Origin of the sequence: Pseudoalteromonas sp. Z1A6 (assembly GCF_011378745.1) — a bacterium.
GTDB lineage: Bacteria > Pseudomonadota > Gammaproteobacteria > Enterobacterales > Alteromonadaceae > Pseudoalteromonas > Pseudoalteromonas arctica.
Genome location: NZ_WTKW01000080.1, coordinates 1 through 14,068, shown reverse-complemented (window position 1 = coordinate 14,068; position 14,068 = coordinate 1). Strand labels below are relative to the sequence as shown.

Genomic DNA, 14,068 nt, shown 5'->3' with positions numbered 1-14,068 from the left:
CTAAATAACTTTAGCGGGCTTTTTGTTGCGAAGGTTAAATCTTTAAAAAGTTTACAGCGCGTTAAATACGTCGTCAGTTTTAGCCGCGCAAATAAAATCGTTTTTGTGTAGGCCTTTGATTGAATGGCTCCACCATGTAACGGTTACTTTGCCCCACTCGGTTAATAAACCTGGGTGATGGCCTTCGTCTTCTGCCATGTCGCCTACTTTGTTAGTAAACGCGATAGCCTGTTTGAAGTTTTTAAATTTATAAACACGCTCAAGCTGCATAATGCCGTCGCGTACTTCTGGTACCCAGTCTGGGATTTTAGTAATTAATTGCGCTAACTCTTCGTCAGATACTTTTGGCGCATCTACATGACAGGCTTCGCATTTTTGTGCACTTAATGAAGACATTATAAATCCTTACTTTTAGCTTTTTTAGCATTAATGTTTAACTGGCTAATTTTTCTTTTGGTGGAAATTTTGGGTCGTGCAAGCCAAGCTCTTTAGCTCGCTCAACCAAAGTCATAATATCCATTTGCGATATATCAAACAGATCATGAATCGAATTTATGGTGTAGTACTGTGGTTGCATAATATCAATACGGTACGGCGTACGCAGTACATCAAGCACATTCATTGGACTGATTTCTGGCGTGTTTGAATATACGTACTGGGTTTCACCTGGGCTTGATAAAATACCGCCGCCGTAAATACGCAGGCCATCTTCGGTTTGCATTAAACCAAATTCAACCGTAAACCAGTATATACGCGCAAGGTATACACGGTCCTTTTTCTGCGCTGCGTAACCTAATTGCCCGTACTTATGCGTAAACTCGGCAAAGTCAGGATTAGTTAGCATGGCGCAATGGCCAAATATTTCATGAAAAATATCTGGCTCTTGTAGGTAGTCAAATTCTTCGCGGCTACGAATAAATGTAGCTACCGGAAACTGCTTGTTTGCCAGTAATCTAAAAAACTCATCAAAGTCGATAAGCGCAGGTACTGGCGTAACTTGCCACCCAGTAGTGGCTAGCAATACTTCGTTTAGTTCGCTTAACTGAGGAATACGATCGTGCGGCAGGTTAATCTTTTTTAACCCTTGCATGTACTCATTGCAGGCTTTGCCTTCTATGCACGCAAGTTGGCGTGCTACAAGCTCAGACCAAATTTTATTTTCTTCATCACTCCAATGTATAACACCATTTTCGTCTGGTGTTTTGGATGTGTATTTACTTGCTTTAGCCATAAGTACCTTCTTGGGTGTGAGCCCTAAATCGGTGTCAGTGTGATACTCAAACCTATTGAATATCGAATGACCCCATACTATGCAAAAGTGAAGAAAAGTTTAATAGATAGGCTAACATCAGTATTTGTCGCGATCACATAAATCGTAAATTTATAATTACACCCGTGGCACATTAAAAATACAGACCCTTAATTAAAGGCCTGCAGCTTGTTTTTGTGTGTACACAATTAAATACAACTAACCAATTTCAGTAAAAGCTTGGTTTAAATCACTAATAATGTCGTTAACATCTTCAAGCCCAACCGAGAGCCTGATCAGCCCATCACTTATTCCAGCGGCAGCTCGCTCCTCTGGCGTATAAGGCGAGTGAGTCATAGATGCAGGATGCTGAATCAGTGTTTCAGCGTCGCCGAGGCTTACTGCAAGTGTACAAAGTTTCATACTATCAATAAATTGTGCGCCACCTTGTAGCGTACCTTTTATTTCAAACGCAATAATACCACCAGCGGCTTTCATTTGGTTACCAATAAACTTATAACCTGGGTGCGATTTAAGCCCTGGGTAATATACGGTAGTTACTTGTGGGTGCGCTTCTAGATATTCGGCTACCGTTTGTGCGCTTTGACAATGGCGCTCTATTCTAATGGCGAGTGTTTTTAGGCCTCGATTAATTAGCCATGCGTCGTGCGGGCTTATGGTTGCACCAATATCTTTTAGTACGGTCATTTTAATGTGTGTTATGTGCTCAAGCGATCCACATACAATACCGGCTACTACGTCACCATGACCATTTAAGTACTTGGTCGCACTGTGCATTATAATGTCGATACCGTATTTTTTAGGTGATTGCAGTAGCGGCGTTAAAAAGGTGTTGTCGACTACGCTAATTAAATTGTGCTCTTTAGCAACTGCGCCAATGAGTGCCAAATCAATAACCGCCATAGTGGGGTTAATTGGCGTTTCTACAAAAATCATTTTTGAATTAGGTTTAATGGCAGCGCGTAGTTCGTCCTCGTTGGTCATATCAACAAACGTGACTTCGATTCCCCAGCGCGGCAACATATGCGAGAAAAACGCAAAGGTACAACCATACAAAGCACTTGAGGCAACAAGGTGATCCCCCTGCGATAAAAAGCTCAGTACTGAGGCAGATACTGCGCCCATACCTGTTGCAGTTGCAGCAGCTGCTTCACAGCTCTCTAGTTGGGCAACTTTTTGTTCAAGCTCTGTGGTTGTAGGATTTCCTAAACGCGTATAAATATAGCCAGGTTCGTCGCCTGCAAAACGCGCAGCACCTTGTGCGGCGTTTTCAAAATGAAAGGTAGAGGTTTGATACAAAGGAGAAGTGAGTGCGCCGTGCGGGTCGTTTGCTTTTTGTGGTCCGTGAATACACTGGGTGTTTATATGATGCTTGCTCATTGTAGGCTCATTTTTTGATTATTATGTTTTTGCGATTCAACAATCAAAACGTATGCGCTTACAAACAGCAAGCATGCCGGATGCTCAGATGGCTATTTGTGTAAAAACCGTGCAGCGCACGTTTGTACACAAATATTGCCACCAGGGCGTGTTGACCTTTGCGGATTGAAATTTGTTCAATCTAGGGGCGATTAAATCGCGGCGCGAGGTTTGTAACCTAGTGAGCTAAGTAAAAACCGAGCAAAGCTTCCGCGTCCTGCTCACGCCCCTTACCTACATCCATGTAGGCAACAAAGAGTTTATCGCCCCTAGAAAGAACCCAACAGGCAGCGCATGTTTGGCATTTATGCTGCGTTATCGCCTATTTATGGGGAATAACCACACTACATAGGCTCTGCCTTGCCTAAATACCAAACACACTGCTGCAAATTCAACCATCAAAGATCAACACGCCCTCGTATTTTACTGCGTTGGTTCCGCCTTTTTACGGCTCATAATTTTACCTGCGATGCTTTGCACAGTGCCTTTTAGTAAGCTGCGTTTGTTTTCAAGCCGTGGTAATGGGCGACTAAGCTCCATTGCTTTGTAACCAATACGCGCTGTGAAAATACCGGCACTGACCCCTTGTGCTGCCCGCCCCGAAAGCTTACCTAAAAGCTCAGCACTTAGTGCAGTTGCAGCAAGGTCAGATACAAGCTCTGCACTGCCTACAAACATTACTTGTTTTATTAGCATGCGGTATAGCTTTATACGGCTTGCGTAGCCAAAACCAATGCCGTAAATTTTACCAATTTGTTCAATTAACTTAGTACCGCGCCAAAGCACAGCCATCATATCCACCAGCGCCAGTGGACTTAGGGCAACTAGCAGTGCGGATTCGGTCGCAAACCGATTTATAAGCTTTTTAGCTTTGGTGTCTTGAGTTATTAATAAACTATTGGCGTACAGCGTCATTATTTCTTTGTCGCTGTGATGCATCGCTACTTGGTTTTTAAAGGTTTCAAAGTTATCAAGCTCCTGGTGTTTATTAAGCTTTTCAAGCCAAGGTAATGCACCGCCTACTTGCTCGCTGTTTAAAAGCCTGTCGGCTTCAACTCGGTGCAATTGGTTACGCTTTAAACTGCGCAGCATTCGGTACTCTCGCCACAATAAGCGCCCTATTAGCAGCACGCCACTTACAACTGCTGTTAAATAAACACTGCCTAAAATAATTGACTGCTCGAAAGCAAATAATAACGAGTATGCAAACTCTAAAAGCACCAGCACTATAAAACTAATAGCAAAAACACCTTTGAGCGTTTGCCACTTTGACTTTTTGTACACAGGTTCCAGATCAATTTCTGGCTCTAGTGCTTCATCTTCAAGTTCTTCGTAATCACTTTGTCCGTGCTGAATAATTTTTGCAGGTGCTAAAACGGGTTCGTTTTGCTCAATGCTTTGCGTATCTATACGACGCCCTGCTTGAAATGATTGGTTTGACTCACTCATGTTAATTTGTCTCCTAGCAGGTACTGCATGACATGATCTAATCGAATGTGTTTTAGTTGTTTATCAGGGCTCGGCATTGGAGAAAACGATAAAAACTCAAATCCCTGTGCTGGCCACTCACTTTTATTTAGCATCCGCGTGGGAGGCTGCGGCGGTAAATACGTAAGCCAATCAGGCTCGTTTAATGGTTTACCGTAAATGCAATCAAGCATTTGGCCTTTGTCGGTAATTTGGCGCGGCTGCGTGGCTGTAATTGACGACATAGCCATGGTTTCTATTTGCACACCATCAAACTTTAAATGATTACTTTGCTCATGCACGAGCGAATCAAGTAGTAGTGCTAAATCTTTATGGTGTTTTGCACTTATGTGGTCTGACTTATTAGCTGCAAATAATATTTTGTCTATGTTGGGCTTAAATAAACGTTTAAAAAAGCCTGACTCACCATAATTAAAGTGCGCGAGTAATTGGTTTATTACACTGCTTTGCTCTTGTAAGGTTTCATGCCCTTCGTTTAATGCACTCAGTACATCGACAAGTACAATTTGGCGATCAAAGTGCCTAAAATGCTCATTATAAAATGGTTTTACAACTTCTTTTATATAGGCGTTAAAACGCTTAATTAAATGCGCTAAATTAGAGCCCGCAACGACATCGTCACTGTTTATTTCACCCGATACCGGAAAAAACAATAACAATGGCGCGCCTTGTAAGTCGCCAGGCATAAGCATGCGCCCGGGTTGTAACATGGCAAGTTTTGTATCTTTTTTAAGCCCTACTAACATGCTTTGATAAAGCTGAGCAATATGAGCAAGTGCGTTTTCATCTACAGGTGCATTTAAATCAAGTTGCTCAACGGCATCTAGAAAATCACTTGATGTATTTACACGCGAAGGCTGAGTTAGTAACGGATATTGCTGCTCGCACCATTGAGAATAGCTTTGCTCAAGCATAGGTAAATCAAGAAGCCATTCACCCGGGTAGTCAATAATATCTAAATAAAGCGTTGATTGCGGCGAAAAGTGCCCACGCAGCCCTGCATTACTTTGATACTTTATTGCTAAGCGTAGTGTATTAATACGCTCGGTTGATGCAGGCCACGTAGGCTTCCCATCGCTTGGTAATAATGAATTTAGCGCGCGCGTATAATTAAATGTAGGGACTTTTAACGCCTCTTGCGGCACAACTTTAGTGGCAACATGGCGGTGCTCGCGCATTACATCAAAAAAAGGTAAGTTTTTATCGTCCGCTTGGGTTGTTAAGTGTTTAACAAGCGCGGTAATAAAGGCTGTTTTACCACTACCACTTAGGCCTGTTACGGCAAGTTTTACGTGTTGGTCTAAACTGCGATGAAGGGCTTTTTGTGCTTTGCCTTTAATACTTTTAAAGGTCTTTTTTGCAAATGATTGGCTCATAAAGTGTCTTGCACCTAATTTGCCGTAATTTATCACGCTGCAAATAAGGTGCTATTAAATCCTTTAAAGTTTGTTAATTTCACGGCTCACCGTAAACTCACTTGAAGTAACATGGCGCTCCATATCTTGAAGGCGAGTATCTACACGCGTTAAACGCTCTTTTAAATCTTGCAATGCGCGGCGCGGTGGCTCGCCCTTTTGCCATACTTTAAATTTTACTTCTAGCGGATCGTCAGTTTTAGTTGAGCTGTTAGTTTGCGCTGTTGCGGGCTCTTTTTTATCTAAAATAAACCAGGCTGCAATATACGCTACCACAAATAATGGGCCACCCGTTAGCAGTACCGCACTAACAAATATAATGCGAACTAACCATAACTCCATATTAAAGTAGTCACTTAATCCCGCACATACGCCGGCTATTTTACCGCGTTGTGGGTCTCTTAATAATTCGCGTTTGGCACTCATACTTTGCGTCTCCATTGTGGTGACTCTTGATCAAGCAATGCTTCTAGTGTTTCGACTCTGTCGGCCATTTTTTCGGCTTTATGTGCAAGCTCAAGTAACTGGCGATGTTCGTGTTCACTTAAACCTTGGCTTACTTGTTTTTTGCTACGGTAATGTAAAATTAACCACAGCGGTGCAACAAAAATCATAAACAAGATAAATGGTGCAACTAGTATCTCTGGATCAAACATAATCCTCTCCTGACAATCCGTTTTGATGTTTTTAAGCAGTGGGGTACTTTAAGTACCCCTTTATAAGTTATTTATCAGCTAGCTTCTTTTTAAGTTCGGCTAGCTCATCATCTATCTTTTCATTTTTTTGTAGATTAGCAATTTCGTCCGCTAACGTCTTTTTACCTAAATCGTAAGACTCAATTTGAGATTCTAGTCCATCAATTTTAGTTTCGTAACGTTCAAAGCGATTAAGTGCGTCTTCTACTTTTGAGCTATCAAGTGTCTTTTTCACTTCAAGGCGCGACTCAGCCGAACGTTGGCGAAGTATAATTGCCTTTTGACGTGATTTCGCATCTGCTAGCTTTTCTTGTAGTGTCGTTACTTCTTGCTGTAATTTCTCAATATGAGACTCTACATGTTCAAGTTCACTAGCGACTGAAGCAACGGCATCTGCCGACTTTTGCTTTTCAAGTAGGGCTGAACGCGCTAAATCGTCGCGGTCTTTACTTAAAGCCAGTTCGGCTTTATCTTGCCAATCGCTTACCTGTGCTTTAAGCGTATCTAAGCGGCGTACAATTTCTTTTTTCTCAGCCAATGTTTTAGCTGATGTAGAACGTACTTCAACAAGCGTATCTTCCATTTCTTGAATAATCAGACGAACCATTTTTTCTGGGTCTTCTGCTTTATCTAAAATGGCGTTGATATTAGAATTAACAATATCTGCAAAACGTGAAAAAATTCCCATAACATTTACCTCTGTAATTAAAACTTAGTTAGTCTGCTATAACTAGTATCAATATGCTTGCCAACTTTTTAAAAGTTAAAATACACTTTATTTTCATTACGTTAAACTAAATATACAAATTTCTTTAGTTATCCCTACTTATGAAATACACTAACTGTTAGTAAAAATGACCAAGAGTTAGGAAATATGAGCCAATATCGCCAACAGGATAATTTACTCGGCCAATCAGATAGCTTTCTGTCTGTATTAGATCAGGTATCGCAACTGGCTAATTTAGATAAACCGGTACTTATTATTGGTGAACGCGGCACAGGTAAAGAGCTAATAGCAGCGCGCTTACACTTTTTATCAAAACGTTGGGATCAAAACTACGTAAAGCTTAACTGTGCAGCGCTTAACGAAAACCTTCTCGAAAGTGAATTGTTTGGCCACGAAAGCGGTGCCTTTACGGGGGCAAGTAAACGCCACGAAGGTCGTTTTGAACGCGCTAACAGCGGCACACTGTTTTTAGATGAATTAGCAAACACCTCAGCTATGGTACAAGAAAAACTACTGCGCGTTATAGAATACGGTGAGTTTGAGCGTGTTGGCGGCAAACAAACTGTAAAAGTAGATACACGCTTAGTGTGTGCTACAAACGAAGACCTCCCTTATTTGGCTGAGCAAGGTGAATTTAGAAGTGACTTACTCGATCGCCTTGCCTTTGACGTAATTACCCTGCCGCCACTGCGCGAACGCCAAGACGATATTATGTTGCTTGCTGAGCAGTTTGCGATGAATATGGCGCGCGATTTAGAGTGGGAACTCTTTAGCGGTTTTACCCGAAGCGCAACAGAAACACTGCTTAGTTATGATTGGCCTGGTAATATTCGCGAACTTAAAAATGTGGTTGAACGAAGCTTATATCGCCACGGTAGTGAACATATCCCCGTTCACCAGATTATTTTAGACCCATTCGACAGCCCATTTAGACCAAAAGCGCGCATTAAAGCACCTGTAGCGACTCAAACTGTTAATGTCGAGCCTATTGTAGTTGCACAGCCGATTGCTCAAGCAAGCGCAGATATAACCCTTGATATTCAATTTCCGTGTAGCTTAAAAGAACGTTCAAACGACTTTGAAATAAACATGATTAATAAAGCGCTCGAACATAGCCAATTTAATCAAAAGAAAACTGCAGAAGTACTTGGTTTAACGTATCATCAATTACGTGGTTATCTTAAAAAATACAACTTGTTGGATCAACAATAGTCAGAGGTTATGCGGGTGCATAAATTATTACTTGTTTTGCTTGCCACCACTTTGGTTGGTTGCCTTGATAGCAAAGAAGAAATCATAGAAGAAAAAAACCAAGGCTTAGTTTACTGCGCTGAAGCCAACCCTGTGTCGTTTAATCCGCAAGTCACGACCACCGGTTCAACTATTGATATAATTGCTAACCAATTATACGACCGTTTAATTAGTATTGACCCTGTTACGGCAGAGTTTCAAAGTGAGCTGGCGACCGATTGGAAAATTAGTAAAGATGGTAAATCGGTTACCTTTACCTTGCGTAAAGATGTAAAGTTTCATACAACTTCTTATTTTACCCCCTCGCGGGATTTTAACGCCGACGACGTTATATTTACCTTTAGCCGATTATTCGATGTCTATAATCCATATCACTTTGTGGGCGATGCCAATTACCCGTATTTTCAAAGTGTGGGGATTGATCAACTTATTCGTAAAATTGTGCGCGTGTCTGACTATCAAGTGCGTTTTGAATTGTTTAATCCTGAAAGTAGCTTTTTAGCCAATATGGCTACCGACTTTGCCGTGGTGCTTTCAGAAGAATACGCCATGAAACTTAAGAAAAACAATCAAGAAAACTTATTTGATCAGTACCCAATTGGTACCGGTCCGTATATTTATAAAGAATATCGTCGAGATCACCTTGTACGCTTTTATCGTAATCCACTTTATTGGAAGCATGACGTTGCTCTTGAACAATTGGTTTACGACATAACGCCTAATGGCACTGCGCGCATAGCCAAAATGCTGACTAAAGAGTGCGATGTAACGGCTCACCCAAGTAGTGCGCAATTAAGTATTTTAGCGCAACGCGATGATATAAATATCGAAAAAGAAACAAACTTAAACATAGGTTATTGGGCGTTTAATACAGAACGTGCCCCGTTTGACGATTTACGCGTACGCCAAGCACTCGCGCATGCAATAGATGTAGATAAAATAATGCAGGCGGTTTATTACGGTAACGGTACTCGCGCACAATCTATTTTGCCGCCAACCTCTTGGGCGTTTGAGCCACAAGAAGATATTCCTACGTTTGATCCAGAACTTGCTAAAAAGTTACTTATTGAAGCAGGCTTACCTGATGGCTTTGATATGACAATATGGGCTATGCCTGTGAGTCGTATTTATAACCCTAACGCACGTAAAATGGCTGAGCTTATGCAAAGCGATTTGCGCAAAGTAGGCGTTAATGTAAGTATTGTAGAATATGAGTGGAACACGTTTATTCAGCGTATTGGCGAGCACAGGCACGACAGCGTGTTACTTGGTTGGGCGGCAGATACACCCGATCCTGATAACTTTTTTAGCCCACTGCTCAGTTGTACCGCTACTTTTAGTGGCAAAAACCCAGCAAACTGGTGTAATCCCCAATTTGATTTATTGCTTACTCAAGCACTCGACACCACTGATTTAAACAAACGTAAAAAATACTACGACGATGCACAAAGTTTGATTATTAAAGAGCTGCCGTTATTGCCTATTGCTCATGGCCTGCGCTTTCAAGCGAGTAGCGCCGATGTGGAAGGCATAACACTTGGCCCGTTTGGCGCTATTTCACTTGCCAATGCGAGGAAAAAATAATGATCTTAGATTATATTTTACGCCGCCTTGGTTTATTCCTTTTTATGATACTAATGCTTAGTGTATTTACGTTTTCGCTGGCGTATTTATTTCCCGGTGATCCACTCAGTAATTTAAGTGGCATACCGAGCAGTAACTTTGCACAGCATAGTGAGCTTGAAGACAAATATTTATACAACAGCAATTACTTTATGCAATACATTGCCTTTTTAGGGCGAATATTTCAGGGTGATTGGGGGCTTTCGTTTGCCTCAGGTAACAGTGTCTTTAGCCATATTGTTGATTTGCTACCGGCCACTTTAGAGCTAAGCGTATACGCATTAATTGTATCGGTTGTTATTGGTGTACCGACTGGCATTTTAGGCTCTGGCTATCATAAACGTTGGCCCGACAAGCTTATAAACTCGACCACTATGTTGGGTTATTCAATGCCTGTATTTTGGCTCGCATTGTTATTAATAATGGTTTTTTCATTAAAGCTTGGCTGGTTTCCTATGTCGGGGAGAATGGGGCTCCTTTACGAAATACCCGCAAATACTGGGTTTATTTTAATTGATATTGCACTTGCTGGCTTTCCGTATAAAGGCATGGCTTTTGTTGATGCGCTGCGCCATTTAACGCTCCCTACAATTGTACTTGCTATGTATCCTACAACCGTATTAATTCGCTTTACTCGCGAGTCGATGCTTAAGGTAATGGATCAAAACTTTATTAAAACAGCTAGGGCAAAAGGCCTTAACCGCCGTCAACTTATCATGCACCATGCACTGCGTAATGCATTACTGCCGGTAATTAAGCAAATTGGTTTGCAATTTAGTACGCTAATAACGCTTGCGATGATTACCGAAGTTATTTTTTCGTGGCCGGGTATTGGCCGATGGTTAATCGATAGTATTTATCAGCGTGACTTTCCTGCAATTCAAGGCGGATTAATGGCGGTATCTTTATTTGTTATTTTAGCTTCTATTACAGCTGAACTTACTTACACTTTATTCGATCCACTCTCGCGGAATCAGGCTCATGGCAAAGTTTAATTTATTTTCTGAAGAGTCGAATAAATCGCCACTCGCGCGACTTTGGCGAAAGTTTAAAAATAACCACCCTGCTTTGGTTGGTTTATGGATATTTATAGCGTTTGCACTATTAGCCGCCACCGCTCCTTTTTTAGCCCCGTATGGTGTAAACCAACAACACAGTGATGCACTACTTATTCCACCATCGTGGCGAGAAATGGGCGATGTACGCTTTCTTTTAGGTACCGATGATTTAGGCCGTGATGTACTCTCGCGCTTAATGAATGGTGCTACATATACGTTTGGCCTTTCTGTTGTAGCCGCCCTAATCACCACTATTTTTGGTGTATTAGTGGGTACTTTTGCAGGGATTAGTAAAGGACTGCGTTCAAGCTTTTTAAATCACTTACTTGATATAACGCTTTCTATTCCTTCTTTGTTATTGGCAATAATAATAATCGCTATACTCGGCCCGGGTTTAATGAATACCGTATGGGCCATTATTTTAGCGCTACTGCCGCAGTTTATTCACTCGGTGCGCAACTTGATTGTTGATGAATTAAGTAAAGACTACATTACTGCGTTTAGACTCGATGGTGCGTCTAACTGGCATATTATATCGCGCGGTATTTTCCCTAATATTTATGAGCACATTGTGGTTATATTCACGATGGCGCTTTCTACCGCTATATTAGATATTTCAGCACTGGGATTTTTAAAATTAGGGGCTCAGCCACCGACGACCGAATGGGGCGCAATATTAGCCGAAAACTTAGGCCTTATTTATTTAGCGCCGTGGACTGTAGCGCTACCTGGTGTGCTGTTATTTTTAGCCGTGTTATCTACTAATTTAGTAGGCGATGGCCTGCGACAAGTGCTTAAAGCACGTAAGGCTGATTAAATGCAATTACTCGATGTTCGTAACTTAACAATTGAACTACGTACCTCTGAAACAGTAATTAGAGCCGTAGACAGAGTGAGTTTTAGCTTAAAAGAAGGCGAAGTACATGCGCTTGTAGGCGAGTCTGGCTCTGGTAAAAGCCTAATAGCAAAAGCGATTATTGGTGTATTGAACGAACGCTGGGATATTACTGCCGACCGTATTCATTGGCGCGGCGTAGACTTAATGCGTTTAAGCCCAGAGAAACGCCGTAAAATAGTAAGCCAAGATATAGCGATGATCTATCAAGATCCAAGTCGCTGCCTTGACCCAACCGCTAAAATATTTGACCAAATTGCCGAAACACTCCCAGAGATCGCAACTAAAGGTTTCTTTTTAAAGCGCAACCGCGAGAGAAAAGACAGAGTAAAAGCGCTTATTCATAAGGTGGGCATTAAAAACCACGAAGCGGTATTAAGTAGTTACCCACATGAGCTCTCAGAGGGCGTATGTCAAAAAGTAATGATTGCGATGGCCATTGCTCGCACGCCTAAGTTATTAATCGCTGATGAGCCAACTACAGCGCTTGAGAGCACAACTCGCGCACAAGTATTTAGACTACTAAAAAGCTTAAACCAACTTAAAAACATGTCTATTTTGATGATCTCTCATGAACTTGAAGAGATTGCACATTGGTCGCATGGCATTCATGTTTTATATTGCGGGCAAATGGTTGAAGCAGGCCCAACCCATGAAATATTTAAACAGCCTCGCCATCCATACACGCAAGCATTACTAAAAAGCTTGCCTGACTACGAACAAGGTTTAGCGCATAAAGAACCTTTTTATGCACTTAAAGGGACTATCCCTACTCTGCAACATTTGCCTATTGGCTGCCGCCTAGGGCCACGCTGCCCGCAAGCACAAAAAGCCTGCGTAGTAACTCCCACCCTTACTAAGCATCATGGTCATAGTTATGCGTGCCATTTTCCGTTAATTAAGGACATGAAATAATGCAGCCACTGTTAAAAGTACAAGCGCTTTCAAAAACATTCAATGTGCGAGCAGGGCTTTTTTCACGTAAAAAGTTTGAAGTACTTAAAAATATTTCGTTTTGTGTCGGTAAAGGCGAAAGTATGGCCATAATTGGTGAAACAGGTGCAGGTAAAAGTACATTAGCAAAACTACTTTCAGGAGCTGATACTGCTGATAGCGGGCAAATTTTGCTCGAGAATAATATTATCGAAGATAATGGCGTACGCGATAATCAATGCCGGGATATTCGTATGATTTTTCAAGATTCAGCTGCATCGCTCAACCCGGGGTTAACCATTGGCGAAATGCTTGATGATTGCCTGCAATATAATACTGAACTTGATGCTAGTGAACGCACTGAAAAGATTGATGCAACGCTTTCAAAGGTGGGTTTGTTAATCGATCATAAACACTACTACCCGCATATGTTTAGTGTGGGGCAACTACAGCGTGTTGCGTTTGCTCGTGCATTAATTTTAGATCCTAAGGTGATTGTGCTTGATGAAGCCGTTTCGTCTTTAGACCCTTCTATACGCGCGCAAATAGTGAATTTATTACTTAAGCTGCAGCGCGACACAGGCCTTACATATGTGATGATCACCCATCATTTAAGTCTAGTGCGCCACATCAGTGATTATGTGGTTGTACTCGATAAAGGCGAAGTAGTTGAATACGGCCCTACTGAAGATGTTTTTCAAAATCCCCAATCAAAAGTAACGCAGCGATTACTTAGCTGCTAAACGCAGCCTAGCGTGTAATGTAATCTCCTTTATGAAGGTCTTTGTTAAATGCGCAATTTAACAACTAAAACCATAAAGAGGATCTATGCTAAAAAAAACATTACTCACAGGCATTTCATCATTAGCGTTACTACTGCTATCAACAACCTCAATAGCTGACGAAAACTCTACCTCTAAAAGTTGGGTTGGTGGCGTTGATCATTTAGGTTTAACCGTATCAAACTTAAATGCATCCAAAGCATTTTTTACTGATGTACTTGGTTTTAAAACGCTAGGAAGTGATCCAACCTACCCCGCTTATTTTTTATCAAACAATAAAATAACCATTACATTATGGCGCGTAAAAAATGATGAAAAACGTGTGGAGTTTAATCGGGCAGAAAATGTGGGCTTACACCATTTAGCACTCAGTGTAGAAAGTATCAAAAAGTTAAGCGAGCTACATACACACTTAGAAATGCAAAATAATATTACTATAGAGTTTGCACCAGAAAACTTAGGTAAAGGTCCAACCCAACATATGATGATAAGAGAGCCTAGCGGCAATCGGA

15 protein-coding genes are annotated in these 14,068 nt (G+C 41.5%); 7 read left to right on the top strand and 8 right to left on the bottom strand.

Going from position 1 to position 14,068, the window contains the following annotated elements; translation table 11 throughout:
- Positions 1-51 precede the first annotated feature (51 nt).
- The 8 genes from GQR46_RS07320 to pspA form a co-directional block, all read right to left on the bottom strand.
- Positions 52-396, bottom strand: a complete 345-nt coding sequence (locus GQR46_RS07320) for a 4a-hydroxytetrahydrobiopterin dehydratase (protein ID WP_002958326.1) — start codon at positions 394-396, stop codon at positions 52-54.
- 37 nt (positions 397-433) lie between these two features.
- On the bottom strand, positions 434-1,231 hold the full coding sequence (gene phhA, locus GQR46_RS07315) for a phenylalanine 4-monooxygenase (protein WP_165740569.1): 798 nt from the start codon (positions 1,229-1,231) through the stop codon (positions 434-436).
- Positions 1,232-1,468: 237 nt separating this feature from the next.
- Positions 1,469-2,650: a methionine gamma-lyase gene (gene megL / locus GQR46_RS07310; protein WP_165740568.1), complete on the bottom strand. Its 1,182-nt coding sequence runs from the start codon at positions 2,648-2,650 to the stop codon at positions 1,469-1,471.
- 462 nt (positions 2,651-3,112) lie between these two features.
- Positions 3,113-4,138, bottom strand: a complete 1,026-nt coding sequence (locus GQR46_RS07305) for a TIGR01620 family protein (protein WP_165740567.1) — start codon at positions 4,136-4,138, stop codon at positions 3,113-3,115.
- Positions 4,135-5,553, bottom strand: a complete 1,419-nt coding sequence (locus GQR46_RS07300; protein WP_165740566.1) for a YcjX family protein — start codon at positions 5,551-5,553, stop codon at positions 4,135-4,137. The genes GQR46_RS07305 and GQR46_RS07300 overlap by 4 nt, the downstream gene beginning before the upstream one ends.
- A 63-nt stretch (positions 5,554-5,616) precedes the next feature.
- Positions 5,617-6,018 (bottom strand): envelope stress response membrane protein PspC, encoded by a 402-nt coding sequence (pspC, locus tag GQR46_RS07295; RefSeq protein WP_149591832.1) that lies wholly within the window; start codon positions 6,016-6,018, stop codon positions 5,617-5,619.
- Complete coding sequence (gene pspB, locus GQR46_RS07290; protein ID WP_024612319.1) at positions 6,015-6,248, bottom strand: envelope stress response membrane protein PspB; 234 nt, start codon at positions 6,246-6,248, stop codon at positions 6,015-6,017. Before pspB ends, pspC begins: the two co-directional genes overlap by 4 nt.
- Positions 6,249-6,315: 67 nt before the next feature.
- Positions 6,316-6,975: a phage shock protein PspA gene (gene pspA, locus GQR46_RS07285; protein ID WP_002958333.1), complete on the bottom strand. Its 660-nt coding sequence runs from the start codon at positions 6,973-6,975 to the stop codon at positions 6,316-6,318.
- Positions 6,976-7,161: 186 nt separating this feature from the next.
- On the opposite strand from pspA, the gene pspF reads away from it, so the two are divergent.
- The 7 genes from pspF to GQR46_RS07250 all read left to right on the top strand — a co-directional run.
- Positions 7,162-8,226 (top strand): phage shock protein operon transcriptional activator, encoded by a 1,065-nt coding sequence (pspF, locus tag GQR46_RS07280; protein ID WP_165740565.1) that lies wholly within the window; start codon positions 7,162-7,164, stop codon positions 8,224-8,226.
- A 15-nt stretch (positions 8,227-8,241) separates the two neighbouring features.
- Complete coding sequence (locus tag GQR46_RS07275) at positions 8,242-9,849, top strand: ABC transporter substrate-binding protein (RefSeq protein ID WP_165740564.1); 1,608 nt, start codon at positions 8,242-8,244, stop codon at positions 9,847-9,849.
- The gene (locus GQR46_RS07270; RefSeq protein WP_165740563.1) at positions 9,849-10,883 is read left to right on the top strand and encodes an ABC transporter permease; all 1,035 of its coding nucleotides are present in this window, start codon (positions 9,849-9,851) and stop codon (positions 10,881-10,883) included. Before GQR46_RS07275 ends, GQR46_RS07270 begins: the two co-directional genes overlap by 1 nt.
- Complete coding sequence (locus GQR46_RS07265; protein ID WP_165728514.1) at positions 10,870-11,763, top strand: ABC transporter permease subunit; 894 nt, start codon at positions 10,870-10,872, stop codon at positions 11,761-11,763. Before GQR46_RS07270 ends, GQR46_RS07265 begins: the two co-directional genes overlap by 14 nt.
- A complete protein-coding gene (locus GQR46_RS07260) occupies positions 11,764-12,756 on the top strand; it encodes an oligopeptide/dipeptide ABC transporter ATP-binding protein (protein WP_007580952.1) in 993 nt (330 codons plus the stop codon).
- The gene (locus tag GQR46_RS07255) at positions 12,756-13,517 is read left to right on the top strand and encodes an ATP-binding cassette domain-containing protein (protein WP_165740562.1); all 762 of its coding nucleotides are present in this window, start codon (positions 12,756-12,758) and stop codon (positions 13,515-13,517) included. The genes GQR46_RS07260 and GQR46_RS07255 overlap by 1 nt, the downstream gene beginning before the upstream one ends.
- Positions 13,518-13,602: 85 nt before the next feature.
- Positions 13,603-14,068, top strand: a 466-nt coding sequence (locus tag GQR46_RS07250; protein ID WP_165740561.1) for a VOC family protein, incomplete at its 3' end; no start/stop codon positions are given.